This window comes from Pseudomonas putida, assembly GCF_028682455.1.
GTDB classification, from domain to species: Bacteria; Pseudomonadota; Gammaproteobacteria; order Pseudomonadales; family Pseudomonadaceae; genus Aquipseudomonas; species Aquipseudomonas putida_AA.
Map to the genome: position 1 here is coordinate 1876392 of NZ_JANHLD010000001.1, position 26127 is coordinate 1902518.

Consider the following 26127-nt stretch of genomic DNA (forward strand, 5'->3'; position numbering starts at 1 on the left):
GTTTACTCCCCTTTGGCCCCTGCAGTCTTTGCATTGGCCTGGGTTGGCTGAGCAGGCTTGACGTTGGTGGCTTCGCTGACCTTGACCTCGACGCCCGGCTTGACGAACTGCAAGCCTTCGGTGATCAGGCGATCACCGGCGTTCAGGCCTTCCTGGATCAGCCAGTCGCTACCGACGGTACGGCTGGCCTTGAGCTGGCGCAGTTCAACCTTGTTTTCCTGGTTGACGATCAGCGCGGTCGGCTGGCCCTTGAGGTCACGGGTCACGCCTTGTTGCGGGGCGAGGATCGCCTGGGCGTTGACGCCGGCTTTGAGGCGCGCGTGGACGAACATGCCGGGCAGCAGGTTGTGCTCAGGGTTCGGGAACACGGCGCGCAGGGTCACGGAGCCGGTGGTCGGGTCGACCGAGACTTCCGAGAACTCCAGGCGACCTTCCTGGCGGTAGGTGCTCCCGTCTTCCAGGGTCAGGGTCACCTTGGCGGCGTTTTCGCCGACTTTCTGCAGTTGGCCGCTTTCCAGTTCTCGGCGCAGCTTGAGCAGCTCGGCCGAAGACTGGGTGACGTCGACATAGATCGGGTCGAGTTGCTGGATCACCGCCATGGCATCGGCCTGGCCATTGTTGACCAGTGCGCCCTCGGTAACAGCGGAACGACCGATGCGGCCGCTCAGGGGAGCGAGGACCTTGGTGTAGCGCAGGTCGATCTGGGCGCTGCGCAGTGCCGCCTCAGCTTGCAAACGTTTGGCTTGGGCGTCGTCGTATTCCTGGCGGCTGACCGCTTGTTCAGCTACCAGCTGCTTGTAGCGCTCGGACAGCGAGCGGGTCGATTGCAGGTTGGCCTGGGCGCTGGCCAGGGTCGCTTCGTATACCGAAGGATCGATCTGGTACAGCTGTTGGCCTTCCTTGACCTCGGTGCCTTCCTTGAACAGGCGCTTGAGGATGATGCCATTGACCTGCGGACGCACTTCGGCGATCCGGTAGGCAGTGGTACGCCCCGGAAGATCGGAGGTGAGGGTATAGGCTTGGGTTTGCAGGGTGACGACGCCGACCTGAGGAGTGTGCGCTTCTGGCGCGGCCTCTTCCTTTTTACAGCCGCTGAGCAGTGTTGCCAGGGCGACGGCGGATACCAGAGCGGTAACAGCTGGCTTGAATTGCATGAAGATCCTCGGGTCGCAAGAGCTGAAGACGCTCAAGAATAAATGGAAAGGGTGCGAATAGAAAAAAAGTTGTCGAGTGGATAAATAGCTTGCTAAGGAATATACTTACATTCATGGTTGTTTGTAAATACCTTGCCGACGATGCCCCACGTCGCTGCAAGCCCAGAATTTAACCGGTAACAACCATTAAAAGGTTGATCCGGCTCAGCCCCCAGGTGCCCGTGCATGCACCCGGGTTTTGATGAGGTCGTACTGCCATGGTCCGTCGAACCAAAGAAGAAGCCCAGGAAACCCGCGCCCAGATTCTTGAAGCGGCGGAAAAGGCCTTCTACAAGCGCGGAGTAGCGCGAACCACATTGGCGGATATCGCCAAGCTTGCCGGCGTTACCCGTGGTGCCATCTATTGGCATTTCAATGACAAGGCCGAGCTGGTCGAAGCCATGCTCGACAGCCTGCACGAGCCGCTCGATGCCCTGGCCCGGGCCAGTGAAAGCGAAGAGGAGCTCGATCCACTTGGCTGCATGCGCAAGCTGCTGGTCCAGTTGATGCACCAGATGGTACTTGACCCGAAAACCCGGCGAATCAATGAAATTCTGCATCACAAGTGCGAGTTCACCGACGATATGTGCGAGATCCGCCAGCAGCGGCAGACCTCGACGGTGGAATGTCATGCCCATATCGCGTTGTCGCTGGGCAATGCAGTCAAACGTGGGCAATTGCCCGCGGATGTGGACCCTGAACGTGCGGCGCTGGCGATCTACTTTTACATCGATGGCCTGATTCGCCGCTGGCTGCTCCTGCCAGAAAGCTTCGACCTGTTGGGTGAAGCCGAGCACTGGGTCGATACCGGGCTGGACATGCTGCGCTTGAGTCCGTCCTTGCGCAAATGACACTTTGTGAAGGTTTGTGATGATTTGTTTCCACAGCCTTCACTCGTAGTCCTGTTACCGACCGCGCAATTGCCTGTCTGGCAACGCCAGTGCGGCTGCCAGCCCGAGCAGCGACACCATCGCGCTGCCCAGCAATAGATGGCGGAAAGTCATCGTCAATACTTCCTGCATCTGCACGCTCGGTTCGCCTGCCTTGAGGCTGCCGAGCAATGCATCCCCGGCCAGGCTCAGGCCGCCGTCCTGCAACATCGCCAGCAACAAAGCCGACATGCATGCCACGCCCATGGCGCCGCCCAGTGAGCGGAACAGGTTGGTGGTGCTGGTGGCCACGCCGATGTCCCGAGGCTCCACCGCACTCTGGGTCGCCACCAGCGAGGTGGGGAACTGCAGGCCCGAGGCGATGCCGGTGAGAATCATGAACAGCCCGCTGAGCCAGGCCGCCTGGGGTGGCGTGAATGCCATGCCGACAATGGCAAACGGCATCATCAAGGCACCGCCCAGAATCTGCGGTTTGAAACGACCGGTCAACGTCGTCAGGCGTCCGCCGCAATAGGCACCGATAGGCAAACCGATGGCCAGTGGCAGCAGGTGCAGGGCCGCGCTGTCGGCGCCCGCGCCGGTAATGCTCTGGTAGCGCAGCGGCATCAGCATGGTCAGGGAGATGGCCTGGAAACTGGTGAAGAAGATGGTGCACCAGCACAGGGTGGCCACGGGGTTGGAGAAGAGTTTGAGAGGCAGCAGAGGCTCCGCTGCCCGGCGTTCGTGAAGCACGAACACAAACAGGCCGACCAGGGCGCAGAGCAGCAGGCTCGCGACTTGTGACGAATACCAGGGGTGGCCCTGGCCGATCAGGGTGATGCCCAGCAACAAGCTGCTCAAGCCGAAGATCAACAGGGCAGCGCCGACGTAGTCGACTCGCGCACGGCCCTGCGGTACCACCAGCGTTTTCAGCGCCCGGCGAGTGACCCACCAGGCCGTCAGCCCCAGCGGCAGGTTCAGCCAGAACACCCAGCGCCACGACAGATACTCGGTCAGATATCCGCCCAATACCGGCCCGGTGACACTGGCTAGGGCGTACATGCTGCTGAAATACCCCTGGTAGCGACCGCGCTCCCGTGGTGGCACGAAGTCGCCGATGATCGCCTGGCTGACCGAGACCATGCCACCAGCGCCAATCCCCTGCAGCACTCTCGCGAGCACCAGTTGTTCCATGTTCTGGGCCAGCGCGCAGAACAGCGACGCCAGGGTGAACAGCGCAGTGCCGGTGAGGATCATCCGCCGCCGGCCATACAGGTCACCGAGTTTGCCGTAGATCGGCACGGCCACGGTCATGGCGACCATATAGCCGGAAATCACCCAGGCCAGCAGGCCGACATCATTGAATTGCGCGGAAATCGCCGGCATCGACACAGCGACGATGGTCTGGTCCAGCGCGCCAAGGAAAATCGCCAGCATCAAGGCGACCAGCACGCTGCGCAAGACGGGTTGCGGAGTATTGAGTTGCGTCACAGGCCAGCTCGAAAGGCAGGGTTGTTCCGCAGGCTTACGCTGCGAAAGTGAGTGCTGGCCAGTGTACTCGATAGCTTGCTAAGCGTCTGCCCCGGAATTACCTCAGGGCGCTCAGGGTAGCGGTGTGCGGGACGCAATGGGCAAGGCTGCAACTGGCTGCTGAATACGGCTGATGGCGAGCCTGTTCGACTCGATAGGCGGCTGCGGCGTAGAGCCCGATCACTGAGGCGATGGCGAAGACTACGGCGCATTTTCTGGATTTGAGGCCCATGATGCTCACCTCTTTTCAACAGCACACAGGTGCTATTGAAAGCATAGGCCAGCTTTGCCAAGGCTGCCCGGGCTAGAGCAGGTCGCGGTCCCATTCAGGCTCGTTGGTAAAGCGCTCGGCAAGAAAGTCGAGCATGCTGCGCAAGGTGGCCGGCATGTGCTTGCGCGAGGTGTAGACGGCGTTCAGGTTCAGTTCCTGTGGGCGGGCCCGGGGCAGCAGGCGTATCAGTTCGCCACTGCGCAGGGCGGCGGCGGTCTGGTAGGTCGGCAGCATGGCAATGCCTGCACCGGCCAGGGCCGCTCGTTGCAGGGTCATGGCCTCGTTGGCACTGATGTTGCCCTGCACCGGCACCGACACCGCTTCGCCTTCGACGTTGAAATGCCAGAGGCTGCGGCCGAAGTAGGAGTGGGTCAGGCAATTGTGCCGGACAAGGTCCTGGACCTGTTCGGGGGCAGGGTGCTCGCGCAGGTAGGCCGGGGAGGCGCAAATCACCGAGCGGCACACCGTCAGGCGGCGGGCGATCAGGTTGGGGTCCAGCTCGTTGCTGGTACGAATGGCCAGGTCGATGCGTTCATCCACAAGGTTGACCGTGCGATCGAGCATCTGCAGATCGATTTTCACCCCGGGGTAGCGCTTGACGTAGTCGGCCAGCGCATCCATCAACTGCGCCTGGCCAAACGAGGTGCTGACACTGATACGCAACTCGCCTCGAGGCGCGTCGTTGGGGGCGCTTACCGCAGCTTGCAGGTCGCCGGCCAGTTCCAGCATCTGCCGGCAGCGCGGCAGGGTTTCCTGGCCGGCGGCGGTCAAGCTCAGACGGCGAGTGGTGCGTTGCATCAGCCGGGCTCCGACCCAGTCTTCGAGCTCTGCCAGGTAGCGTGATACCACCGGACGCGAGAGGTTGAGATGATCGGCAGCGGCCGACTGGCTACCCAGGTCGACCACGCTGACGAAGACCCGCATTGCAGTCAGACGATCCATGATTTGACCGATTTCAGAAACAAACTATGTCTAAGCATCGCATTTTTTGTATTGGTTCGTGCAACTAAGCTGTTGCTCATTGCCCATCTACAGGAAATACCAGATGCGTCGTTCGTTTTCCCTTCGCGGTTTGCTGCTGGTGTTCGCCGCCCTCGGGGCGATGGTCCAGGTCAATGCTGCCGAGCAGCCGCTGCAACTGGATGTCTTCAACCCGGGCGCCGATGCCTTGTTCCCGGTCAGCTCGGTCATTGTCAGTGGCAAGCATGACGCCATTCTGATCGATGCCCAGTTTGGCAAAGGCCAGGCGGAGCAGGTACTGGCCAGGCTGCGTGCCAGCGGCAAACGGTTGACCACTATCTACATCAGCCATGGCGATCCGGACTATTACTTCGGCCTGCAGACCCTGGCCGACGCCTATCCTCATGCCAGGGTCGTGGCTTCCGCGGCCACGGTTGCGCACATCAAGCAGACCATGGACGCCAAGCTTGTGTACTGGGGGCCGCAGATGGGCGCTGACAAGCCGGTCAGGCTGGTCGTGCCGAACGCGCTTGAAGGCAACCGACTGGTGCTCGAAGGGCAAACACTGGAAGTGGTCGGCCTCGACGGTCCGCAACCGGATCGCAGTTTCGTCTGGATTCCCTCGATCAAGGCTATCGTTGGTGGCGTAGTGGTCGCGCAGAACATTCATGTGTGGATGGCCGACACCCAGACGGCGCAGTCGCACTCGGACTGGCTGGCGACACTCGAGCGCATCGAGCAGCTCAAGCCGCAGGTCGTGGTACCCGGGCATTACCTGGGGCATCCCGGCGAGTCGCTTGAAGCCGTGCACTTTACCGCCGGCTACATCCGCGCTTTCGATGAAGAAACCGCCAAGGCCGGCAATGCCGCCGCGCTGATCGCGGCCATGCACAACCGCTACCCGGACCTGGGCGAAGCGAGCTCGCTGGAGCTCAGTGCCAAGGTCGCCAAGGGCGAAATGAAGTGGTAGGCAACGTTCAATCCTGACAGGAGGTGTTTCATGAGCAACATTGCAATCATCGGGGCTACCGGTCGTGCCGGCAGCCAATTGCTGGAAGAGGCGCTGCGTCGTGGTCACCGCGTCACCGCCATCGCGCGCAATCCGTCGCAGTTGCAGGGCCGCGAAGGCGTGAAAACCGTGGCGCTGGACGTCAGCGATGGCGCGGCACTGGAGCAGGCGTTGGTCGGGCATGACGTGGTGCTCAGCGCTGCGCATTTTTCCAGTATCAAGCCTCAGGCGATCATCGAGCCGGTGAAAAAGGCCGGGGTCAAGCGCTTGCTGGTGGTCGGCGGGGCCGGCAGCCTGCTGCTGCCGTCGGGGCACAAGGTCATCGATAGCCCGGATTTTCCAGAGGCCTACAAGGCTGAGGCCTCTGCTGGCGGACATTACCTCGACACCCTGCGCCAGGAAAAGGAGCTGGACTGGACTTTCCTGTCACCTTCGGCCGAGTTCATTGAGGGGCCACGTACCGGGACCTACCAAACCGGCAAGGATCACTTGTTGATCGGCGCCGATGGCAAGAGTTGGATCAGCTTTGCCGACTACGCCATTGCCATGCTCGATGAAGTGGAAAAGCCTGCCCATTCGCGCCAGCGCTTCACCGTAGGCGCGGTTTGACAGGCTAAACGCTATCGCGGGGCAATCCCGCTCCTACCGCCTGGTCATGCAACCAGTCGAGCAGTTCCTGCAGGGCCGGCGACGCCGAGCCTTGCGGGCGGACCAGGTAATAGGCCTGTCCCGTGCACACCTTGAGCGGGAAGGGCGTCACCAGACGCCCGCAACGCAGGTCATCGCCAATCAGCGACCAGTCGCCAATTGCCACCCCGGTTCCCTGCGACGCCATGGACATGGCCATGTCCAGGGTCTCGAAATGCTGGTTCTTGCCATGCCCGGGCAGATGGGCTCCGGCTGCACCGAGCCATACATTCCAGTCGTGCTGGTCGCGGGTCGGGTGCAGCAGCATGTGTTGCTCCAGGTCCGCCAGTTGCCGCAAGGGTAGCGGACCGGTGAGCAATTGCGGCGCACACACCGGGGTCAGTTGCTCATCGAACAGCTTCATTTTGTGCAAGCCATGGTTGGGCGCCGCGCCATACACCACGGCCGCATCGAACACTTCTCGCCGAAAGTCCACGCCATGTTGCACCGTGGTGGTCAGTTCCACCGGCACATCCGGGCGCAAGGCCTGCCACTCCATCAACCGTGGCAACAGCCAGCGCATCACACAGGTGGGCGCCTTGAGCTGCAAGATGGCACTGCGCGCACCGACATGCTGCACGCCTTCCTCGATCAGTGCGAATACTTGCTGTATTCGTGGCAGCCAGTCCTGGCCTTCACGGGTCAGGCTCAAGCCGCGGGCCTGGCGCAGGAACAGTGCATAGCCCAGGTGCTCCTCGAGCCCGGCGATCTGGCGGCTGACGGCGCCCTGGGTGATATGCAGCAGTTGTGCGGCGCGGGTGAAGTTGCAGCACTGGGCTGTGACCAGAAATGTGTGCAGGGCGGGCAGCGGCGGCAGGCGTTTCATTGAGAGTCAGCCATGATCTGTGGACATGGCTAGTATGAGCTTTTATGCATTGTGCCGGTAGCGGGCCGGCGGTCCAATAAAGCCTGTTTTCAGCACAACAACAGGCACACGAACATGGCGACTTGCGGCGAAGTACTGGTCAAACTCCTTGAAGGCTATGGCGTGGACCATGTCTTCGGAATTCCTGGCGTGCATACCGTCGAGCTCTATCGGGGGCTGGCGCGATCTTCCATTCGGCACATCACGCCTCGTCACGAGCAAGGCGCAGGTTTCATGGCTGACGGTTATGCGCGTACCCGGGGCAAGCCTGGCGTGTGCTTCATCATTACCGGCCCCGGCATGACCAACATCACCACGGCCATGGGCCAGGCCTATGCCGACTCGATTCCGATGCTGGTGATTTCCAGCGTGCAGTCGCGTAATGCGCTAGGGGGCGGACGCGGCAAGCTCCACGAGCTGCCGGCCCAGGGCAGCCTGGTCGCCGGCGTCGCCGCCTTCTCGCATACGTTGATGAGCGCCGACGACCTGCCGATGGTACTGGCCCGCGCCTTCGCGGTATTCGACGGGGCCCGGCCGCGTCCGGTACACATCGAGATTCCGCTGGATGTGCTGGTTGAAGACGCTGACCATCTGCTGGCAAGCGCACCGGTACGCATAGCCCGCGCCGGCGCCGCACCGGCTCCGGTGGCGCAGATGGCGGCCTTGCTGTCCGGCGCGCGTCGACCGCTGATTCTGGCCGGTGGCGGCGCTATCGATGCCAGCGCTGCACTGACCCGGCTGGCCGAGTACCTGCAGGCACCCGTGGCCTTGACCATCAACGCCAAGGGTGTGCTGCCTGCCGATCATCCGCTGCAAATCGGTTCGACCCAGTCGCTGGTAGCCACCCGCGCACTGGTGGCCGAGGCGGACGTGGTGCTGGCGATCGGCACCGAGCTTGCCGAAACCGACTACGACGTCACCTTCAAAGGTGGCTTCGAGATCCCGGGCCGATTGCTGCGTATCGATATCGACCCCGACCAGACCGTGCGCAACTACCCGCCGGAAATTGCCCTGGTGGCCGATGCCACCGTGGCCACCCAGGCCTTGCTGGTGGCCCTGGCCGAACTGCCGGCACCGGTGCGCGGCAGCGATTGGGGTGCCAGTCGTGCCGAGCGCCTGCGTGCAACGCTGCTGGCCGACTGGGACCTGCCGATGCACAGCCAGACGCGGATGCTCAAGACGCTGCTCGATACCCTACCTGGCGCGATTCTGGTCGGCGACTCGACGCAGCCGGTCTACACCGGCAACCTGACCCTGGACATGGATCAGCCGCGGCGCTGGTTCAATGCCTCGACCGGCTACGGCACCCTGGGGTATGCCTTGCCAGCGGCCATGGGCGCCTGGTTGGGCAGTGCCGAAGCAATCGAAGACCGCGCACCGGTGATCTGCCTGATCGGCGACGGCGGCCTGCAGTTCACCTTGCCGGAACTGGCCAGCGCCACCGAGGCGCAGGTACCGCTGATCGTGCTGTTGTGGAACAACCAGGGCTACGAGGAAATCAAGAAATACATGGTCAACCGCGCCATCGAGCCGGTGGGTGTGGACATCCACACTCCGGACTTCATCGGTGTCGCCAAGGCGCTGGGCTGCGCCGCCCAGGCCGTGGCGGGCGTCGAGCAGTTGCGTGACGCGCTGCGCCAGGCCTGCGACCGCAAGGGCCCGAGCCTGATCGAGATCGACCAGCGCCAATGGCAACAGGCGGTGCCAGCATGATGAAGCTTGCCGGTGTATACATCGACGGCGCCTGGCATCAGGGTCCGCAAACACTGACAGTCATCAACCCGAGTACCGAGCAGGCCCTGGCCGAAGTGGCAGGGGGCGACGGCGCTGCTGTCGAGCGCGCCAGCCTGGCTGCCCAGGCGGCGTTGGCCGGTTGGTCGAGCAGCACCGCCGCCGAGCGCGCGGTGGTCCTGCGGGCGATTGCCGAGGGTGTCGAGCAGCGTCGCGAACGCCTGGTGTTCCTGCAAGCCAGTAACAATGGCAAGCCGCAGGCCGAAGCCCAGATGGACGTCGACGATGTGATCGCCACCTTCCGTTACTACGCCGACCTGGCCGACGGCCTCGATGCGGCACAAGACCGCCCGGTGAGCCTGCCCAGCGAGGATTTTGTCGCTCGCGTGCGGCGTGAGCCCTGTGGCGTGGTCGGCTTGATCGTGCCGTGGAACTTCCCCATGGTCACCACCGCCTGGAAGTTGGCCCCGGCCCTGGCGGCCGGGTGTTGCGTAGTGCTCAAGCCGTCGGAGGTCACCCCACTGGCGGAGCTTGAGCTGGCGTCCATCATTGCCGAGGCCGGCTTGCCGGCGGGCGTGTTCAATCTGGTCTGTGGTACCGGGATCGCGGTGGGCGCGGCGCTCGCAGCCGACCCGCGTATCGCCAAGGTCTCGTTTACCGGCAGCAATGCGGTGGGCGTGCAGGTCATGCAGCGCGCCGCAGAAACCATCAAGGGGGTGAGCCTGGAGCTGGGCGGCAAATCCTCGTTGCTGGTGCTGGAGGATGCCGATCTTGAGCTGGCAGTCGAACTGGCCTGCCTGGGCGGTTTTTTCAACGCCGGGCAGATGTGTTCGGCGACCAGTCGGGTGCTGGTGGCCGAAACCCTGTATCCGGACTTTATCGCCCGACTCAAGGCGCGCGCCGAGGCGATCCAGGTGGGCGAACCGTTCACGGGCGACAAGGAAATGGGCCCCCTGGTGAACGCATTGCAGTACCAGCGAGTGCAGGGGCATATCGCAGCGGGCCTGGCGTCCGGTGCCCGGTTGCTGTGCGGTGGGGCGCGCCCGGCGGATCTATCCTGTGGTTACTTCATCAGCCCCACGGTGTTCACCGATGTACCGCTGGACAGCGCACTGTGGCGCGAGGAGATTTTTGGCCCAGTGCTTTGCGTCAGGCCAGTCGCCAGCGAAGGCGAGGCGATTGCCTTGGCCAATGACAGCGAGTTTGGCCTGGTGGCCAGCGTGGTTGGCCAGGACCTGGACGCCGTCGAGCGGGTGGCCAATGCCTTGCAGGCCGGCCTGGTGTGGATCAATGCGCCGCAGGTGATCTTCCCGCAGACGGCGTGGGGCGGGTACAAGCAGAGCAGTATGGGTCGCGAACTCGGGCCCTGGGGGTTGAGTGCGTTCCAGGAGATCAAGCATGTGGTGAGGGCGGTTTAGGCTTCAGAAAGTGCTGCGCAACCGCGCCAGGTCGCGCACCGGCGGTGCCCCGTACAGCCGGCTGTATTCACGGCTGAACTGCGACGGGCTCTCGTAGCCCACCCGATACCCGGCCACCGCCGCCTCCAGGCCGTCGTTGAGCATCAACCGCCGAGCCTCCTGCAGGCGCAGTTGTTTCTGATACTGCAGCGGGCTCATGGAGGTGACGGCCTTGAAGCGGTGGTGCAGGGTCGAGCTGCTCAGGTTCACCTCCCGAGCCAGCTCCTCGATGCGCAGCGGCCGATGAAAATGCTGGTTCAGCCATTCGATGGCCTGGCATACCCGGTGGGTCTGGCTGCTGGACATGGCGATCTCATACAGCCGATAACCCTGGGGCCCGCGCAGCAGGCGGTAGAGTATTTCGCGGCGGATCAGCGGTGCCAGCACCGCGATGTCCTTGGGTGTATCCAGCAGGCGAATCAACCGTAGCAAGGCGTCGAGCAACTGCGGATCGGTGCGCTCCACATACAGGCCTCGACCCGACGGCAGGGCCGGGACGCCCATGGGCCCGGCCTCGGCGATCAGGTTGTTGATCTGTGCCGGGTCAATGTTCATCCGCACGCCAAGGCTTGGGTTCGCCGGGCTCGCCTCCAGCAATACGCTACTGATGGGCAACGCCACCGACAGCACCATGTAGTGCAGCGGGTCATAGACGTAGCGCTCGTCGCCCAGGCAGATCTCCTTGCTGCCGTGGGCGAGGATGCACAGCGCGGGCTGTGCCAGCGCCGGCATGGAGCGCACGCTTTCGGTGTACTGCACCAGGAACAGGTCTTCGATGGCCGATTCGGCGATGGTGGCGCACGGTGCATGGCGACGTACCAGGTCAGCCAGCTCCTGGCGCTGCTGTTCCAGTTCAGGGTCGAGGACCTGGCGGTCGGAGGCGGGAGTAGTCATCGCGGTGTTTCCGGAGAGGGACCTGTGCAGCATAGGTTTGTGCAAGCAGTGGCGCTAGCCGGATGCTGTCGTCTGCTTGCCTGATCCTGCCGCGCGCAGGATCAGGCAAGTGCATGACAGGAATGGCCTAACGGTACGCGCGAGGCGTGGCCTAACCTGTGCAGCCTGGCAATAACAACTGGCTGCTCTAGGAGAGATGCTCATGACCTTGTCGCATTCGGTCACCCACCTTGCTTTCATCCGGGCCAGCAGCGGTCGTTCAGTGGAACTGGGCGAACGCTTGCGCCAACTGCTCGAGCCATCGAGACAGGCACCGGGTTGCCTGCACTTCAACCTGCAACAGTCCCAGGCCGATGCCGATCTATGGCTGCTCAGCGGATTCTGGAGCGATCACCAGGCAATGAGCGGCTACTTTGCCTCACCCACGCTGGATCTGTTCGGTGAGCTGGTGCAGGCCCAGGTAGTCGCGAGCCTTGACCTGCATACCTTCGGCGAGCCGTCTGCGGGTTAGAATGGCGGTTTCAGGCAATCGATGTGGATTTGAGGCGCATGGCACGTAAAGAGTTTTTGCAGTTTGAAGCCGTTTCGGCAGCTGTCCGTGGTGAGGAAGGCTACAACGCGGCAATTGCCGTCAAAGGCCTTGGCGCCACCGGCGCACCGCGTTTTCACAAGGTGCTCGAGGGGCAGACCTTCAAGACCGCATTGGCCGCCGACGAAGCGGCCTGCGCCGAACTTGAGCGCCTGCAGGGCGTCAGCGACGACGCCGAACTGATCTGGTAATCAACCGTTGACCTGCGGGCGGGCCATCTTGAACAGATTGCCCAGCTCGAAGTAGTCCGCAGGACCACCCCCGCGCAGGATCGGCTGTGCCGCAGCGGTATCGTAGATGCCGTCCTTGAGCAGGTGCTCGGCGATATGCACCGCCACCACTTCTCCCAGGATCAACCAGCTCGGCACCAGCACCTGGTCTGCCCGTTGCAGTTGGATGATCTGGGTGACCTTGCATTCGAACGACACCGGGCTTTCCTGAACCCTTGGCACGGCAATGACTTTGGACGCCACTGGGGTCAGGCCACTCAAGGCGAATTCATCGACCTCGGGTGAAACGGCGGCGCAGCTCTGGTTCATGGCCTCGGCCAACGGGCGGGTGGCCAGGTTCCAGGCGAATTCGCCGGTCTTCTCGATGTTGTTCAGGCTGTCTTTGCGGCCGACGCTGGAGAAGCCGATGATCGGTGGAATGTAGTTGAAGGCATTGAAAAAGCTGTAGGGCGCAAGGTTCAAGCGGCCTTCGGCATCCTGGGACGAAATCCAGCCGATGGGGCGTGGGCCGACGATGGCATTGAAAGGGTCGTGGGGCAGGCCGTGGCCTTTTGCGGGTTCGTAGTAGTACATCTGCGCTGGCCGAGAGGCCTTCCCTGTGAGAAAGCGCCTAGTGTGCCAAGGCTTTGCCCGCCTGAAAACGATTAAGCCCGGCCGAGGCCGGGCTGACTGCATGTCATCAGGGATCAGCTGATGCGGTGGGCCTGGGTGCGATCGAAGCCATCTTCGGCAAACTTGGCGGCGCCAGTGCGATCGAAACCGTCTTCGGCAAACTTGGCAGCGCCAGTGCGATCGAAACCGTCTTCGGCAAACTTGGCAGCGCCGGTGCGATCGAAACCGTCTTCGGCAAACTTGGCGGCGCCGGTGCGATCGAAGCCATCTTCTGCATACGTGGCCGACTGGCTCTGGATGGCGCTGAAGCTGTGGGCGTTGGTGCGGTCGAAGCCGTCTTCGGCGAAAGCGTTGGCAGCCAGTACCGAGAAGGCCAGGGTCAGGATCAGTTTGGTTTTCATGGTCGTTGCTCCGGGGGTGGGGTTGTTTGTTTCTATGGGTTCAATGCTACGCCGATTAATTTGATTAAAAAGCGCAAAAAATTAGGCATAACAATCGTATTATTAGATGTATTTTTGCGAGGCAAGCCGCCTCCCACAGGATTGATTACCCGTTGAACGAAAAAAGGGGCGTCCATTGCTGGACGCCCCTTTTGGCTGGCCTTGGCCGATGCTTCAGTCGGTGGTGATTCGCGAATGTTTCTGGGTGTCCTTCATGAACAGGTACACCAGCAGCGAACAGGCGATACAGGCAGTCACGTACCAGTAGAAGCCGGTTTCCATGCCGATGCTCTTGAACCACAGTGCCACGTACTCAGCGGTACCGCCGAAGATCGACACGGTCAGTGCGTATGGCAGGCCCACGCCCAGGGCGCGGATCTCGGTCGGGAAGAGCTCGGCCTTGACCACGGCGTTGATCGAGGTATAGCCGCTGACGATGATCAGCGCTGCCATGATCAGGAAGAACGCGCCCCACCAGCTCTGGATGGTGTGCAGGGTGGTCAGGATCGGCACGGTGAAAAGGGTACCCAGTACACCGAAGGCGATCAGGATCGGGCGACGACCGATCTTGTCGGACAGGGTGCCGATGACTGGCTGCAAACACATGAACAGGAACAGCGTCGCCGCCGAAATGGTGGTCGAGTCGCTGATGCTCATGCCCACCGTGTTCACCAGGTACTTCTGCATGTAAGTGGTGTAGGTGTAGAACGCCAGGGTACCGCCCATGGTCAGGCCGACCACGGTTGCCAGTTCCTTCGGATGACGCATCAGGGTGCGCATCAGGCTTTCCTTGGACTTTTCCTTCTTGGTGAAGGAGGCGGTTTCTTCCATGCCACGACGCAGGTACAGGGCCACGACCGCGCACAGGGCGCCGATCACGAACGGTACGCGCCAGCCCCAGGCATACAGCTGCTCGGTGGTCAGGGTCTGCTGGAGGATGATCAACACCGCCAGGGCGATGAGCTGGCCGGAGATCAGCGTCACGTACTGGAAGCTGGAGAAGAAGCCGCGACGTTCCTTGGTGGCCATCTCGCTGAGGTAGGTGGCCGAGGTGCCGTATTCGCCGCCAACCGACAAGCCCTGCATCAGGCGGGCGATCACCAGCAGGACAGGGGCGGCAACGCCGATGGTTTCATAGCCTGGAGTCAGGGCAATGACCAGCGAGCCTGCGCACATCAGCAGCACCGATGCCATCAAAGCGGCCTTGCGGCCTTTGCGGTCGGCATAGATGCCCATCAGCCAGCCGCCGATTGGACGCATCAGGAAGCCCACGGCGAAGATGGCGGCAGTGTTCAACAGTTGTGCGGTGGTGTCGCCGGCCGGGAAGAAGGCCTTGGCGAAGTACAGGGAAAACGCGGCGTAGACGTACCAGTCGTACCATTCGACCATGTTGCCGATCGAACCGCTGAAGATCGACTTGAGGCGGCTACGGGTGGTTTTTTCTGCGGCAGGCGCTACAGCCGCCCCAGCAGGCAGGGTAGAGGAGTTATCCATTGACGGAACCTTCTAGTTGTTTTTGTGGAGCGCGCCGAAACGCAGCCTGGCAGGTCTATAGCAGGAGCTGTGCCAGGTGCCGAAAGCCCGTTCTAGAAGGGTTTGCGTTGATCGATAAGCGGAAATCCGCCTATCGGCCAAGGGGTGATAGGCGATAATCCGCTTATTGGGTGTCAAAGGGGGCCGAGAAAATCTTCCCGCTGCAGGCCGTGGCGCTGCATTTTTTCGTTGAGCGTGCGCCGGGGGATCTGCAACTCTTCCATGACCGCCTTGATCTCGCCCTTGTGCCGGGTCAAGGCTGCCCTCAGACACTGGGCTTCGAAGGCTTCCTGCTGGGCCGCCAGCGACTGGCCGGACTCCGTCGTTGCATCGACCGGCTCGCCGAGGCCCAGGGCGTGGCGCTCGGCGGCGTTGGCGAGCTCGCGGACGTTGCCGGGCCAGTCGTGGCTCAGCAGGCGGCCCAGGTGCGGGCCGTTGAGTACGGGCGCGCTGCGGCCTGCGCGCTCGGCTGCGTTGCGGGCAAAATGCTCGAACAACAGGGGAATGTCCTCGCGCCGTTCGCGCAGCGGCGCCAGGCGCAGTTCCGCCACATTCAAACGGTAGGCCAGGTCTTCGCGAAAACGCCCGGCACGGGCTTCTTCGAGCAGGTCCGGCTTGGTCGCGGCGATGATGCGCAGGTCGACGCTGATGCTCTGGTTGGCGCCCAGGCGCTCCAGCTTCTGTTCCTGCAGCACCCGCAACAGCTTGGCCTGCTGGGCCAGGGGCATGCTCTCGATTTCATCGAGAAACACTGTGCCGCCATTGGCATATTCGAGCTTGCCGATGCGTTTGCCCTGGGCGCCGGTGAAGGCGCCGCTCTCATGGCCAAACAGTTCGGCCTCGAACAATTGTTCAGGAATCGCGGCGCAGTTCAGCGCTACGAAAGGCTTGTCGGCCCGCGGCCCGAAGTCGTGCAGACAGCGCGCGACCTGTTCCTTGCCGCTGCCGGTCTCGCCACGGATCAGTACATTGACCGGCAGGCTGGCCAGGTCCAGCACTTGCCTGCGCAGGTGCTGCATGCCCTGGGACATGCCCAGCAGGTTCAGCTCCAGGCGCGCCTTGAGGTCGGCCTGTTCGTGCAGGCGGCGGTTCTCCAGTATCAGTTGGCGCTTCTCCAGGGCGCGGCGCAGGCTGCCCAGCAGGCTGTCGGGGCTGAAGGGCTTTTCCAGAAAGTCATAGGCGCCGTTGCGCATGGCCTCGACCGCCATCGGCACGTCGCCGTGGCCGGTCAGCAGAATCACCGGGAGGTCGGGGTCGCGGACCTGAAGCTGTTCGAGCAATTGCAGGCCGTCCATGCCCGGCATGCGCACATCGCTCAGGATGACTCCGGGAAAGTGCCCAGGCAGTTGCGTGAGACAGTCTTCGGCGCGGCTGAACAGCTGGACATCGAAGCCCGACAGGCTCAGCCACTGCTCCACGGCAGTACGGATGCTGGCTTCATCATCGACAACCATTACCGAATTGAACATCAAGGCTCCGGATCGCAGGGCAGGGTGAGTCTGAAGCAGGCACCGCCGGGTTGGTTCTCGACGGACAGGCGCCCACCGGCTTCATGAATGATGCCATAGGATATCGCCAACCCCAGGCCCAAGCCTTCACCTACCGGCTTGGTGGTGAAGAACGGGTCGAAGACATTGGCCAAGTGCTCGGCGGCAATGCCGCCTCCGCTGTCGAGCACGCTCAGGCGCCATTGATCGGCGTGGGCCTCGATGCGTACTTCCAGGCGCTTGAAGTTTTTACCGGCCATGGCATCCAGGGCATTGCGCAACAGGTTGATCAGCACCTGCTCCAGGCGGATCGCGTCACCACGTACCCAGGCCGGGCGGGCCAGGTACAACGCCACATCCACCTGTTCGGCGCGGATGCGTGCATCGAGCAATTGCAGCGACTGGTCGACCACGGTGGCCAGGTCCAGGCGCTCGCGCAGGCCGCTGGGGCTGTTGCGGGCGAAGGTCTTCAGGTGGCCGGTGAGCGCCGCCATGCGTGTGAGCATTTGCTCCAGCGGCTCCAGGGCCAGGCGGGCTTCGTCATAGCGCTGGTTGTCGAGCAGCAGGCGCAAGGTCGCCAGTTGCATGCGCTGGGTCGTCAGCGGCTGGTTGATTTCATGGGCCAGGGCCGCCGACATCTGCCCAAGCGCGGCCAGCTTGGCCGACTGCACCAGGCCTTCCTGGGCGGTGCGCAGGTCGCGGGTACGCTCCTCGACCAGGCGCTTGAGCTCCTCGCGGCTGCGTTGGCGCATACGGGCCAAGCGCAGGCGCTGGCTGATGAACAGCAGGGCGAACACCAGGCTCAGCCACACCGCCGCAGCGGCCAGGGCAGCATTGCGCCCGTCGTCGCTGACCTGGGGTTTGCGCAGCAGGTGCAGCGTCCAGCCTTCGGCTTCCAGTGGCAGGCTCTCCCACAGGTACTCAGTGGTGCCTTCAGGCCCCTGCACGCGCATCAGGTGGCTGTTATCGTCGAAGCGGCTGAGCACCTGGTGCTGCAGGGGCACCAGCGGCTGCTTGTCGTACTGGCGGGTGGCGGCCAGCTCGGCACGGTCGGCGCTGCTCAGGGGCTGGAGTTCGCGGTAGCGCCAGCCGTCCTGGTTGGCGATGAAGATGATCCCGCGGGCATCGCTGACCAGCAGGATGTCATTGCCCTGGCGCCATTCGCGTTCAAGCTCGGGGAACTCCAGCTTGACTACCATGGCGCCGAGAAAGCGGCTGTTTTCGTCCTGGACGGCGCTGGACAGAAAGTAGCCGGGCACGCCGCTGGTCACGCCCACTGCATAAAAGCGGCCGCTGCCCAGGCTGCGGGTCTGCTTGAAGTAGGGGCGAAAGCCATAGTTCGAGCCGACATAGGAGCTGGGCAAGCGCCAGTTGCTGGCCGCCACGGCAAGGCCGGTGCGGTCGAGCAGTTCCAGGGTCGAGGAGTTGGCGGCGCCGTTGATACGCTCGAGCTTGCGGTTGAGGGCGTCCTGTACCGGGCCGTCGACCGGGCCTTTGAGTGCGCTGATCAGTTCCGGGTCCAGGGCCAGCACGGCGGGCAGGGCACGGTAGCGCTCGATCAGGGTATGCAGCGAGGTGGCATACAGGCCCAGTTGCAGGTTGGCGCGGCCAGCTTCCTCGACCATCGACTGGCGCTTGGCGTGGTGCATGGCCCAGCCGGCCGTGAACAGGGTACCGGCGAGGATGAAAAAAACGATCAGCCCCAGACGCAGGGCGCGAAAGGAATAAGGCATGGTGCAAGTCCCGGCGATTCGGGAAGGCCTCCTGGCCTTCCCTTGGAGCGTGGCAACGGTTTACAGCAGTTCGAAACGCTGTTGCTGCACGGCCTGAGAGTCCAGCCCGACCTGGACGTTGAACTCGCCAGGCTCCGCTGCCCATTGCAGCTGGGTGTTGTAGAACTTCAGGTCATCTTCACTGAGGGTGAAGCTCACGGTGCGCTCTTCGCCGGCCTTGAGCATGACTTTCTGGAAGTTCTTGAGCTCCTTGACCGGTCGGCTCATGGACGCGGCGATGTCCTGCACATACAACTGCACCACGGTTTCGCCGTCACGCTTGCCGGTGTTCTTCACCTGGATGCTGGCTTCGAGGGTCTGGCCCTTTTTCAGGGTCTTGCTCGACAGGGTCAGCGGCGACAGGCTGAAGTCGCTGTAGCTCAGGCCGTAGCCGAAGGGGTACAGCGGGCCATTGGGCTCTTCGAAGTACTGCGAGGTGTAGTTGCCAGGCTTGCCCGGGGTGAACGGGCGGCCGATGCTCAGGTGGTTGTAGTACATCGGGATCTGCCCGACCGAGCGTGGGAAGGTGATCGCCAGCTTGCCCGAGGGGTTGTAGTCGCCGAACAGTACATCGGCGATGGCATTGCCACCCTCGGTACCGCTGAACCAGGTCTCGAGGATCGCGTCGGCTTGCTCACGCTCCCAGGTCAGCGACAGCGGCCGGCCATTCATCAGCACCAGCACAAGCGGCTTGCCGGTGGCTTTCAGGGCCTTGATCAGATCGCGCTGGGCGGCCGGGATTTCCAGGGTTGTGCGGCTGGAGGATTCGTGGGACATGCCACGCGACTCGCCAACCACGGCCACCACCACATCCGACTGCTTGGCGGCCTTGACCGCTTCGTCGATCAACACCGCGGCAGGGCGTGGATCGTCGACGATTTCCGGGGCGTCGAAGTTGAGGAAGTTCAGGTAATCGAGGATGGCCTTGTCGTGGGTGACGTTGGAGCCCTTGGCGTAGATCACCTTGGCCTTGTCGCCCAGCACCTGGCGCATGCCTTCGCGCACGGTCACCGACTGGTTGGGACGCCCGGCGGCGGCCCAGCTGCCCATCATGTCGATGGGGGCATCGGCCAGAGGGCCGACCAGGGCGATGGTGCCGGCCTTTTTCAGCGGCAGGGTCTGTTCGCGGTTTTCCAGCAGGACCAAACTGCGGCGCGCTACGTCACGGGCTTCGGCGCGGTGCAGGCGGCTGTCGGCGTAGGTGTCGGCCGGGTCGTCGCTGGCCTTGCCGATGCGCCGGTACGGGTCGGCGAACAGGCCCATGTCGTACTTGGCGCCGAGCACTTCACGCACAGCATTGTCGATATCGGCCTGGTCGATTTCACCGGCCTTGAGCAGGCTGGCCAGCTCCTCGCCGTACAGCGAGTCGTTCATGCTCAGGTCGATGCCGGCCTTGATGGCAAGCTTGGCGGCTTCGCGGCCATCGCGGGCGACACCATGACGGACCAGCTCGGTGATCGCGCCGTGATCGCTCACGGTCACGCCCTTGAAGCCCCAGTCCTTGCGCAGCAGGTCGTTCATCAACCAGGTGTTGGACGTGGCCGGTACGCCGTTGATCGAGTTCAAGGCAACCATCACGCCACCGGCGCCGGCGTCGATGGCCGCGCGGTAGGGGGGCAGGTAGTCGTTGAACATCTTGGTCGGGCTCATGTCGACCGTGTTGTAGTCGCGCCCGCCTTCCACCGCGCCATACAGGGCGAAGTGCTTGACGCTGGCCATCAGGCTGGTCGGCTCTGCCGGGCTCTGGCCCTGGAACGACTCGACCATCACCTTGGAGATGCGCGAGACCAGGTAGGTGTCTTCGCCAAACCCTTCACTGGTGCGGCCCCAGCGCGGGTCGCGGGCGATATCGACCATGGGCGCGAAGGTCATGTCGATGCCGTCGGAGGCCGCTTCAAGGGCCGACACGCGGCCAACCTTGGCAATCGCGTCCATGTCCCAGCTCGAGGCCAGGGCCAGGCTGATCGGGAAAATGGTGCGGTGGCCGTGGATCACGTCGTAGGCGAAGAACATCGGGATCTTCAGGCGGCTGCGACCTGCCGCGTCCTGCATCGGACGGTTTTCGGCACGGGTGATCGAGTTGAACGTACCGCCGATGCGCCCGGCGGCGATCTCCTTGCGGATCATCTCCCGGGGCATTTCCGGCCCGATGCTGATCAGGCGCAACTGGCCGATTTTTTCGTCCAGGGTCATTTGCTGCATGAGATCGGCGATGAACGCCTGTTTGTTCTTCAGCGGCTCGGCAGGGGTGTCGGCAAATGCCGACTGACTGGCCAGGCTGACAAGAAGGCCCAGCAAACACAGCTTGTTCATTGAATTCAGTTCTCGAGGCTTACGGCAGTGTTCACGGTGATACTGCCCAGCCGAAGTTGGGGAAGCGGCTATTGTTGTAGTTTGCTGGGGCATCTTTTAGCCGATCGGGCCATTACGATCCAGCGGCGGTGACGGATTATGCCTCAAGTACGATGACTCACGCTGATCAAGGAGCAAGGCAACTATGCAGGTAATCCAGTTCAAGGGCATCAGGGTGGGGCTGTTGCTGATGCTCGCAAGCCTTGTGTCCGGTTGCGGGATCAACAACATTCCCAACTACGACGAACAGGTCAAGGCCGCCTGGGCCCAGGTACAGAACCAGTACCAGCGCCGCGCCGACCTGATTCCCAACCTGGTCGAAACGGTCAAAGGCTACGCCAAGCAGGAGCAGGAAACCCTGACCGCAGTCATTGAGGCGAGGGCCAAGGCGACCTCGATCCAGGTCGATGCCAGTACCCTGGATGACCCGCAGAAACTGCAGCAGTTCCAGCAGGCCCAGTCGCAGCTGACCGGGGCGCTGAGCCGCTTGATGGTGGTGTCCGAGCGCTACCCGGACCTCAAGTCGAACCAGAATTTCCTGGCCCTGCAGTCGCAACTCGAGGGCACGGAAAACCGTATCGCCGTGGCGCGCAAGGATTTCATCGCCGCCGTGCAGCGCTACAACACAGAGATCCGTACCTTCCCGGGGCGGCTCTGGCACACCGTGATGTATAGCAACCTGCCGCTGCGGGAGAATTTCGAGGCCACCGCCAGCGACGCCGATAAAGCTCCTGAAGTGAAATTCTGATGCGCCTGGTGCACCTGGCGCTGCTGCTGGCGCTGTTGATCGTCACGCCGCTCAGGGCCGAGCCGGTTTTTCCGGCCCTGACCGGACGCGTGGTGGACAACGCAGGCCTGCTCGATGCCGGTAGCCGCAGTCAGCTCGAGCGCATGCTCACGGCCCATGAGCAAGCCACCACGGAGCAGGTCGTGGTGGTGACGGTCGATGATCTGCAAGGCTTGCCCATTGAAGACTTCGGCTACCAGCTGGGGCGTCATTGGGGCATCGGCCAGAAGGGCAAGGACAACGGTGCGCTGTTGATCGTCGCCCCCAAGGCGCGCAAGCTGCGCATCGAAGTCGGCTATGGCCTGGAAGAGCGCCTGACCGACGCCCAGGCTTCGGTCATCATCAACAGCATCATCACCCCGGAGTTCCGGCGCGGCGATTTCAGCCAGGGTATTGTCCAGGGCACGGCGGCGATCCTTCAGGTGCTCGGGGGCAATCCGCTGGCCGAGCCGTCGCGGGCCCAGGGCGGTGGTGGCGAAGAGGAAGCGCCAGGCTGGGCCGTCGGTCTGTTCATTCTGCTGATCGTGATTGTCTTTGCCGCGCAGTCCATGGGCCTGGGCGGCGGCGGGCGTGGTGGCATGGGGGGCGGGTTCGGCGGCGGCTATGGGGGCTTTGGCGGCGGTCGTGGAGGTGGCGGATTCGGTGGTGGGTTCGGGGGTGGCGGTGGTGGCTTTGGCGGCGGCGGTTCCTCCGGTGGCTGGTAGAACAATAATCAAGGAGAACACTTGCGCATGACTTTGCTCAGTGAATACGAACAGCGCCAGGTTGCCGAGGCGATTGCCCAGGTCGAGCGCCACACCGACGCGGAGCTGGTCACGGTGCTGGCGAGCCGCGCCGACGACTACGCCTATATCCCGTTGCTCTGGGCCAGCCTGTTGGCCTTGCTGGCGCCGGGCGTGTTGTTCTACTTCACCGGCTGGTTCAGCGTTAACAGCCTGCTGATCGTCCAATGGCTGACCTTTCTCGCGTTGAGCCTGGTGTTTCGCATCCCGAGCCTGACCACCCGGCTTATTCCGCGCTCGGTGCGCCACTGGCGCGCCTCCAACCTGGCCCGGCGCCAGTTTCTTGAGCAAAACCTGCACCACACCGCGGGCAGCACCGGAGTGCTGATTTTTGTCAGCGAGGCCGAGCGCTATGTCGAGATCCTGGTGGATGAAGGCATTTCCCGGCACCTGGACAACCAGGTGTGGGAGGGCATCATCCAGCGTTTTACCGAACAGGTGCGCCAGGGCCAGACCGTGCAGGGATTTGTCAGCTGCATCGAGGCCTGTGGCAAGTTGCTCAGCCAACACGTGCCGCTGACCCATGAGCGCAACGAGCTGCCCAATCGCCTGGTGGTGCTTCGATAAAGCGGGAACGCTGATCGACAAAAGCTGGGCGGCGGCCGGTCATCCACGTAAAATGCCCGCCATTGCGCCTAGCCGCTCCCTCCGCACCCCGAGGCACCCACCCCCGATGTCCGATACCCCCACCGCACAGACCGCGCCGGATGCGCGTGCGCAGTTTCTGAGCCTGCTCGCCACCAGCCTGCAACAGAATGCCTTGATCAAGCTGGTGCTGGCGCGTCATGTCGGCTGCGACGAAGCCTTGCAGCGGGTCATTGCCAAGCCGCTTACCGTCAAGGGCCAGGCCTGCCTGTCGCTGGTGTACCGCTACACGACGCGCGACATCACTCGCAACCTGCCCAATGATGAAGCCCTGGCGCTGGTGGCCGAACTGTTGCCGGCTTCGTTTCGCAATGCCCACCTGTTGAGCCTGAGCGACGAGGCTCAGCTGGAGTTCAGCAAGAAGGGCAAGCCGATGCTCCACAGCAAGGCCGTGCAGCAAACGCTGCAGGCGCCGGCAGGCGAGCATGACCGGGAGAAGAAGCGCTACCTGGAACTGAGCCGGCCATTTCTCCACGACCTGGGCGTGACCGACAAACAGCAGGCGCTGATCCCGTCGATGTCGCGCAAGTGGAAGCAGATCAACAAGTTCATCGAAGTGTTTTCCCATGCCCTGGCTACGGCGCCGCTGGCGGCTGACCAGCCCTTGCGCGTGGCGGACTTCGGTTCGGGCAAAGGTTACCTGACCTTCGCCATCCACGATTACCTGCGCAATACCTTGCAGCGTGAAGCCCAGGTCACTGGCGTCGAATTGCGCCCGGACATGGTCGAGCTGTGCAATGCGGCGGCCGCGCGCCTGGAGCATCCGGGGCTGGTGTTCGAATGTGGCGATGTCCGCAGTGTGGTACCCAGCGCCATCGAGGTGATGATTGCCCTGCATGCCTGCGATATCGCCACCGACTACGCGATTCACACCGGCATTCGCTGTGGTGCGGCGATCATCATGTGCTCGCCGTGCTGCCACAAGCAGGTTCGCCCGCAACTGCAGGCTCCTGGCTTGCTCAAGCCGATGCTGCAATACGGCCTGCACCTGGGCCAGCAGGCCGAAATGCTCACCGACAGCCTGCGCGCCCTGTACCTGGAGGCCTGTGGCTACGAGACCAAGGTGTTCGAGTTCATTTCCCTGGAACACACCAACAAGAACAAGATGATCTTGGCGGTGAAACGCAAGGCGCCGGTGGAACCGACGGCGCTGCTGGCGAAGATCCGGCAGCTCAAGGAATTCTATGGGGTCAAGGAGCATTGCCTGGAGACGTTGCTGCAGGCCGATGGCCTGATCAACGCATAGGAGGGGGCTTGCCACGCTAGAGGCCGGCCCAGCCCACGCCTATCAGGCAACCCCTACCGCAAGGCCTGCACCGCCGGGTGCACACGGGTCTTGCGGCCCAGCACCACGGTTGCGATCACGCCGGCTGCAAACACCCAGGTAATCGGCTCGACCTGCTCGCCAAAGAACAACGCCGAAAATGCGATGGTGAAGAAGATCTGCAGCAACTGGATCTGGCTCACCCGTGCAATCCCGCCCAGTGCCAGCCCCGCATACCAGGCAAAAAAACCAATGAACTGCGAGAACAGCGACACATAGCCAAACGCCCACCAGGCCTTGGCACTCACCGGCCCCTGATGCTGCAGGGCCAGGTACACCACCGGCCCAAGCAACAGCGGCGCCGACAATACCAGTGCCCAGCAGATCACCTGCCAGCCGCCCATCTCCCGCGCCAGCCGGCCGCCTTCGGCATACCCCAGCCCACCCACGGCAATTGCCGCCAGCATCAGCAAGTCACCGGCCTGGATTTGCCCCGCGCCCATGATCACCGCGTACGCCAGCACCAGCGCACTGCCCAGCGCCGCGCAGGCCCAGAAGGCTTTCGACGGGCGCTCATGGGAAAGCCAGGCGGCGTAGAAGGCCACGCACAATGGCTGTAGCCCGTTGACCAGCGCGCCGTGGGAGGCGGGCACGCTCTGCATCGCCCAGGCCGAGAACACCGGAAAGCCCAGGATCACACCCAGCGCCACCAGGCTCAGGCCCTTGATCTGCTGCCAGGTCGGCCATTTTTCCCGCCGCCACAACAGCAGCGCCGCCGCCGGAATCGCCGCCAGCAGGGCGCGGCCCAGGCCGTTGAGCAGTGGATGCAGTTCCTGCACGACGATACGGGTCATGGGCAGGGTGAGGCTGAAGATGATGACGCCGAGAAGCCCTAGGGCCATCCCGGTGTTTTCGCGGCTGGACATGGCAAGCGCCTGTGGCGGGTAAGTGGCTCCATTGAGCCACAGGCGGCGCGGATGATCTTGTTACAGTTGGTCACAAGTTCATCCGTACAGTTCGCGCTGCCTGGCATAAACCCTTCAGCGGTGCTTGCGCTTGACTACCGGCACCGGGATCTCGAGGTCGGCTGCACCCAGGGGGTGGCTGCTGGCATCGAAGAAGTACAGGGGCAGCCCCGGCACGTCGGCAAAGCGCTGGGCGTAGTGCTGCTTCTGGCTGATGATCGAGGCCTCGCTCAATGGCCTGATGGCAATGGCCAGGTGCGCGGGGCGCGCCTGCTTGATGGCCTGCAGCAGGTGGCGGTCGCTAGCGTCCAGGTGCTGGCCGAACAGGCACAGCCCGCCTTGATGCACGGCCAGTTCGCCCAGGCACCAGCTCAAGTAGTCGGAGCTGCGAATGGCCTTGAGCTTGTCGTCGCTGCTGCCTTCGTTGACGAACAGCGGCACCTCGCCTGGGGTGTTCACCGCAAAACCATCGAGCAGTTGGCCGTCGCTGGCGCTGCGTTGGCGGGTGGTGCCGTCCGCTTGCTTGAGCAGGTGCAGGCCGCCGTGCAGGTACAGCAGGCGGGTGCCGGGGCGGCGGGTCTGGCGGATATCGAAGTGGCCCTCTTCATCGAACAACGGCTGGAAGCCTTCCGGGGCCTGGCTGGCAGCCCAGTGGCAGAGCAGGTCGTAGTTGCTCGAATAGACGCTCTGGTAATTGCGCAGCTCGGCATTGAGGCGCTGCAGGGTGCTCATCGGCAGCAGCCGCCAGGGCACATGCACGCTGCGTACGGCGTGGATCAGCGCTTCCTTGATGGTGTAGTAGCGGTTCAGCGGCGCCGACGAGCTGATCGCCAGGGCGGCGTTGATGCGTACCGTGCTGTTCAGGGCACTGAGCACCGGCTCGAACAGTTCTGTGCCCAGGGACTTGAACAGGGCCTGGTCGGTCAGGTTCAGAGGCTTGTGCCGTACCCGCTGGGCTTCTTCGAACAGCGAGAAGTAAGTGAACGGCCGCCACAATGCACGACTGGCACCGTTGCCCAGCAGCAGGCCGGTGCTGGGGTGTGCACTGTTCAGATCTGGCCAGCGGTGCAGGCTGGCGTCGAGGTCGGCGTGGGGCATGGGGCTCTCTGTTCGGCGTGTGTTTCGATCGGCGCGACTTTAGCACGCCACAGCACTGTCATCAGGCTTGGTGACTATGCTGGACTCGCGATCAATGAAGAGGAA

The 26127-nt window shown here is 63.1% G+C and carries 24 protein-coding genes; 11 read left to right on the forward strand and 13 right to left on the reverse strand.

Translation table 11 applies throughout. The features are described 5' to 3' along the window. Positions 1–2 precede the first annotated feature (2 nt). Entirely contained in the window at positions 3–1154 is a 1152-nt protein-coding gene (locus NPS58_RS09090) for an efflux RND transporter periplasmic adaptor subunit (protein WP_274115127.1), read from the reverse strand. 257 nt (positions 1155–1411) lie between these two features. Between NPS58_RS09090 and NPS58_RS09095 the strand changes: the two genes are divergently transcribed. After that, positions 1412–2044, forward strand: a complete 633-nt coding sequence (locus NPS58_RS09095; protein WP_274115128.1) for a TetR family transcriptional regulator — start codon at positions 1412–1414, stop codon at positions 2042–2044. A 54-nt stretch (positions 2045–2098) separates the two neighbouring features. On the opposite strand, the gene NPS58_RS09100 is transcribed toward NPS58_RS09095, so the two are convergent. Further along, positions 2099–3553: an MDR family MFS transporter gene (locus NPS58_RS09100; protein WP_274115129.1), complete on the reverse strand. Its 1455-nt coding sequence runs from the start codon at positions 3551–3553 to the stop codon at positions 2099–2101. 343 nt (positions 3554–3896) lie between these two features. Beyond that, on the reverse strand, positions 3897–4805 hold the full coding sequence (locus tag NPS58_RS09105; RefSeq protein WP_274115130.1) for a LysR family transcriptional regulator: 909 nt from the start codon (positions 4803–4805) through the stop codon (positions 3897–3899). A gap of 103 nt (positions 4806–4908) precedes the next feature. Between NPS58_RS09105 and NPS58_RS09110 the strand changes: the two genes are divergently transcribed. Continuing rightward, positions 4909–5793 (forward strand): MBL fold metallo-hydrolase, encoded by an 885-nt coding sequence (locus tag NPS58_RS09110; RefSeq protein ID WP_425313037.1) that lies wholly within the window; start codon positions 4909–4911, stop codon positions 5791–5793. Positions 5794–5823: 30 nt separating this feature from the next. Then, entirely contained in the window at positions 5824–6441 is a 618-nt protein-coding gene (locus NPS58_RS09115; RefSeq protein ID WP_274115131.1) for an NAD(P)-dependent oxidoreductase, read from the forward strand. Positions 6442–6445: 4 nt separating this feature from the next. Here the strand turns inward: NPS58_RS09115 and NPS58_RS09120 are convergent, their stop codons facing one another. Beyond that, positions 6446–7345: a LysR substrate-binding domain-containing protein gene (locus NPS58_RS09120; protein ID WP_274115132.1), complete on the reverse strand. Its 900-nt coding sequence runs from the start codon at positions 7343–7345 to the stop codon at positions 6446–6448. A 114-nt stretch (positions 7346–7459) separates the two neighbouring features. Here NPS58_RS09120 and NPS58_RS09125 point away from each other — a divergent pair, with 114 nt between their 5' ends. After that, positions 7460–9097 (forward strand): 5-guanidino-2-oxopentanoate decarboxylase, encoded by a 1638-nt coding sequence (locus NPS58_RS09125; protein ID WP_274115133.1) that lies wholly within the window; start codon positions 7460–7462, stop codon positions 9095–9097. After that, positions 9094–10533, forward strand: a complete 1440-nt coding sequence (locus tag NPS58_RS09130; protein ID WP_274115134.1) for an aldehyde dehydrogenase family protein — start codon at positions 9094–9096, stop codon at positions 10531–10533. Before NPS58_RS09125 ends, NPS58_RS09130 begins: the two co-directional genes overlap by 4 nt. Positions 10534–10536: 3 nt before the next feature. Here NPS58_RS09130 and NPS58_RS09135 read toward each other — a convergent pair whose 3' ends face one another. Next, a complete protein-coding gene (locus NPS58_RS09135) occupies positions 10537–11466 on the reverse strand; it encodes an AraC family transcriptional regulator (RefSeq protein ID WP_274115135.1) in 930 nt (309 codons plus the stop codon). Positions 11467–11668: 202 nt separating this feature from the next. Here NPS58_RS09135 and NPS58_RS09140 point away from each other — a divergent pair, with 202 nt between their 5' ends. Next, positions 11669–11977, forward strand: a complete 309-nt coding sequence (locus NPS58_RS09140; RefSeq protein ID WP_274115136.1) for an antibiotic biosynthesis monooxygenase family protein — start codon at positions 11669–11671, stop codon at positions 11975–11977. Between the two features lie 38 nt (positions 11978–12015). Continuing rightward, complete coding sequence (locus NPS58_RS09145) at positions 12016–12246, forward strand: hypothetical protein (RefSeq protein WP_274115137.1); 231 nt, start codon at positions 12016–12018, stop codon at positions 12244–12246. Here the strand turns inward: NPS58_RS09145 and NPS58_RS09150 are convergent, their stop codons facing one another. The 6 genes from NPS58_RS09150 to bglX form a co-directional block, all read right to left on the reverse strand. After that, the gene (locus NPS58_RS09150) at positions 12247–12858 is read right to left on the reverse strand and encodes a flavin reductase family protein (protein WP_274115138.1); all 612 of its coding nucleotides are present in this window, start codon (positions 12856–12858) and stop codon (positions 12247–12249) included. Between the two features lie 113 nt (positions 12859–12971). Continuing rightward, positions 12972–13298 carry a hypothetical protein gene (locus NPS58_RS09155; protein WP_274115139.1) on the reverse strand — a complete coding sequence of 109 codons (327 nt, stop codon included), beginning with the start codon at positions 13296–13298 and terminating at the stop codon, positions 12972–12974. Positions 13299–13511: 213 nt separating this feature from the next. Beyond that, positions 13512–14831 carry an MFS transporter gene (locus tag NPS58_RS09160; RefSeq protein WP_274115140.1) on the reverse strand — a complete coding sequence of 440 codons (1320 nt, stop codon included), beginning with the start codon at positions 14829–14831 and terminating at the stop codon, positions 13512–13514. Between the two features lie 173 nt (positions 14832–15004). Next, the gene (locus NPS58_RS09165; RefSeq protein WP_274115141.1) at positions 15005–16339 is read right to left on the reverse strand and encodes a sigma-54-dependent transcriptional regulator; all 1335 of its coding nucleotides are present in this window, start codon (positions 16337–16339) and stop codon (positions 15005–15007) included. After that, the gene (locus NPS58_RS09170) at positions 16339–18090 is read right to left on the reverse strand and encodes an ATP-binding protein (RefSeq protein ID WP_274115142.1); all 1752 of its coding nucleotides are present in this window, start codon (positions 18088–18090) and stop codon (positions 16339–16341) included. The genes NPS58_RS09165 and NPS58_RS09170 overlap by 1 nt, the downstream gene beginning before the upstream one ends. 60 nt (positions 18091–18150) lie before the next feature. Continuing rightward, positions 18151–20442, reverse strand: coding sequence for a beta-glucosidase BglX (gene bglX, locus NPS58_RS09175; RefSeq protein WP_274115143.1), 2292 nt, complete (start codon positions 20440–20442; stop codon positions 18151–18153). Positions 20443–20626: 184 nt separating this feature from the next. Here bglX and NPS58_RS09180 point away from each other — a divergent pair, with 184 nt between their 5' ends. The 4 genes from NPS58_RS09180 (at position 20627) to NPS58_RS09195 (ending at position 23941) form a co-directional block, all read left to right on the forward strand. Continuing rightward, positions 20627–21229 carry a LemA family protein gene (locus NPS58_RS09180; protein WP_274115144.1) on the forward strand — a complete coding sequence of 201 codons (603 nt, stop codon included), beginning with the start codon at positions 20627–20629 and terminating at the stop codon, positions 21227–21229. Next, a complete protein-coding gene (locus tag NPS58_RS09185; RefSeq protein ID WP_274115145.1) occupies positions 21229–21972 on the forward strand; it encodes a TPM domain-containing protein in 744 nt (247 codons plus the stop codon). Before NPS58_RS09180 ends, NPS58_RS09185 begins: the two co-directional genes overlap by 1 nt. A gap of 27 nt (positions 21973–21999) precedes the next feature. Next, positions 22000–22617, forward strand: a complete 618-nt coding sequence (locus tag NPS58_RS09190; RefSeq protein WP_274115146.1) for a TPM domain-containing protein — start codon at positions 22000–22002, stop codon at positions 22615–22617. Positions 22618–22723: 106 nt separating this feature from the next. Continuing rightward, the gene (locus NPS58_RS09195) at positions 22724–23941 is read left to right on the forward strand and encodes a class I SAM-dependent methyltransferase (RefSeq protein ID WP_274115147.1); all 1218 of its coding nucleotides are present in this window, start codon (positions 22724–22726) and stop codon (positions 23939–23941) included. A gap of 53 nt (positions 23942–23994) precedes the next feature. Here the strand turns inward: NPS58_RS09195 and NPS58_RS09200 are convergent, their stop codons facing one another. Both NPS58_RS09200 and NPS58_RS09205 read right to left on the reverse strand, forming a co-directional pair. After that, positions 23995–24885: a DMT family transporter gene (locus NPS58_RS09200; protein WP_274115148.1), complete on the reverse strand. Its 891-nt coding sequence runs from the start codon at positions 24883–24885 to the stop codon at positions 23995–23997. Positions 24886–24999: 114 nt separating this feature from the next. Then, positions 25000–26022, reverse strand: a complete 1023-nt coding sequence (locus NPS58_RS09205; RefSeq protein ID WP_274115149.1) for a DUF4917 family protein — start codon at positions 26020–26022, stop codon at positions 25000–25002. Positions 26023–26127: the final 105 nt, after the last annotated feature.

What these genes read in the sequence shown, in the direction of transcription:
- NPS58_RS09120 (WP_274115132.1), bottom strand. Translation starts at nt 7,345, where the DNA reads ATGAAACGCCTGCCGCCGCTGCCCGCCCTGCACACATTTCTGGTCACA.
- NPS58_RS09160 (WP_274115140.1), bottom strand. Translation starts at nt 14,831, where the DNA reads ATGGATAACTCCTCTACCCTGCCTGCTGGGGCGGCTGTAGCGCCTGCC.
- NPS58_RS09135 (WP_274115135.1), bottom strand. Translation starts at nt 11,466, where the DNA reads ATGACTACTCCCGCCTCCGACCGCCAGGTCCTCGACCCTGAACTGGAA.
- NPS58_RS09145 (WP_274115137.1), top strand. Translation starts at nt 12,016, where the DNA reads ATGGCACGTAAAGAGTTTTTGCAGTTTGAAGCCGTTTCGGCAGCTGTC.
- NPS58_RS09180 (WP_274115144.1), top strand. Translation starts at nt 20,627, where the DNA reads ATGCAGGTAATCCAGTTCAAGGGCATCAGGGTGGGGCTGTTGCTGATG.
- NPS58_RS09165 (WP_274115141.1), bottom strand. Translation starts at nt 16,339, where the DNA reads ATGTTCAATTCGGTAATGGTTGTCGATGATGAAGCCAGCATCCGTACT.
- NPS58_RS09130 (WP_274115134.1), top strand. Translation starts at nt 9,094, where the DNA reads ATGATGAAGCTTGCCGGTGTATACATCGACGGCGCCTGGCATCAGGGT.
- NPS58_RS09095 (WP_274115128.1), top strand. Translation starts at nt 1,412, where the DNA reads ATGGTCCGTCGAACCAAAGAAGAAGCCCAGGAAACCCGCGCCCAGATT.
- NPS58_RS09125 (WP_274115133.1), top strand. Translation starts at nt 7,460, where the DNA reads ATGGCGACTTGCGGCGAAGTACTGGTCAAACTCCTTGAAGGCTATGGC.
- NPS58_RS09190 (WP_274115146.1), top strand. Translation starts at nt 22,000, where the DNA reads ATGACTTTGCTCAGTGAATACGAACAGCGCCAGGTTGCCGAGGCGATT.
- NPS58_RS09105 (WP_274115130.1), bottom strand. Translation starts at nt 4,805, where the DNA reads ATGGATCGTCTGACTGCAATGCGGGTCTTCGTCAGCGTGGTCGACCTG.
- NPS58_RS09115 (WP_274115131.1), top strand. Translation starts at nt 5,824, where the DNA reads ATGAGCAACATTGCAATCATCGGGGCTACCGGTCGTGCCGGCAGCCAA.
- NPS58_RS09170 (WP_274115142.1), bottom strand. Translation starts at nt 18,090, where the DNA reads ATGCCTTATTCCTTTCGCGCCCTGCGTCTGGGGCTGATCGTTTTTTTC.
- NPS58_RS09090 (WP_274115127.1), bottom strand. Translation starts at nt 1,154, where the DNA reads ATGCAATTCAAGCCAGCTGTTACCGCTCTGGTATCCGCCGTCGCCCTG.
- NPS58_RS09205 (WP_274115149.1), bottom strand. Translation starts at nt 26,022, where the DNA reads ATGCCCCACGCCGACCTCGACGCCAGCCTGCACCGCTGGCCAGATCTG.
- NPS58_RS09140 (WP_274115136.1), top strand. Translation starts at nt 11,669, where the DNA reads ATGACCTTGTCGCATTCGGTCACCCACCTTGCTTTCATCCGGGCCAGC.
- NPS58_RS09155 (WP_274115139.1), bottom strand. Translation starts at nt 13,298, where the DNA reads ATGAAAACCAAACTGATCCTGACCCTGGCCTTCTCGGTACTGGCTGCC.
- NPS58_RS09200 (WP_274115148.1), bottom strand. Translation starts at nt 24,885, where the DNA reads ATGTCCAGCCGCGAAAACACCGGGATGGCCCTAGGGCTTCTCGGCGTC.
- NPS58_RS09110 (WP_425313037.1), top strand. Translation starts at nt 4,909, where the DNA reads ATGCGTCGTTCGTTTTCCCTTCGCGGTTTGCTGCTGGTGTTCGCCGCC.
- NPS58_RS09195 (WP_274115147.1), top strand. Translation starts at nt 22,724, where the DNA reads ATGTCCGATACCCCCACCGCACAGACCGCGCCGGATGCGCGTGCGCAG.
- NPS58_RS09185 (WP_274115145.1), top strand. Translation starts at nt 21,229, where the DNA reads ATGCGCCTGGTGCACCTGGCGCTGCTGCTGGCGCTGTTGATCGTCACG.
- NPS58_RS09150 (WP_274115138.1), bottom strand. Translation starts at nt 12,858, where the DNA reads ATGTACTACTACGAACCCGCAAAAGGCCACGGCCTGCCCCACGACCCT.
- bglX (WP_274115143.1), bottom strand. Translation starts at nt 20,442, where the DNA reads ATGAACAAGCTGTGTTTGCTGGGCCTTCTTGTCAGCCTGGCCAGTCAG.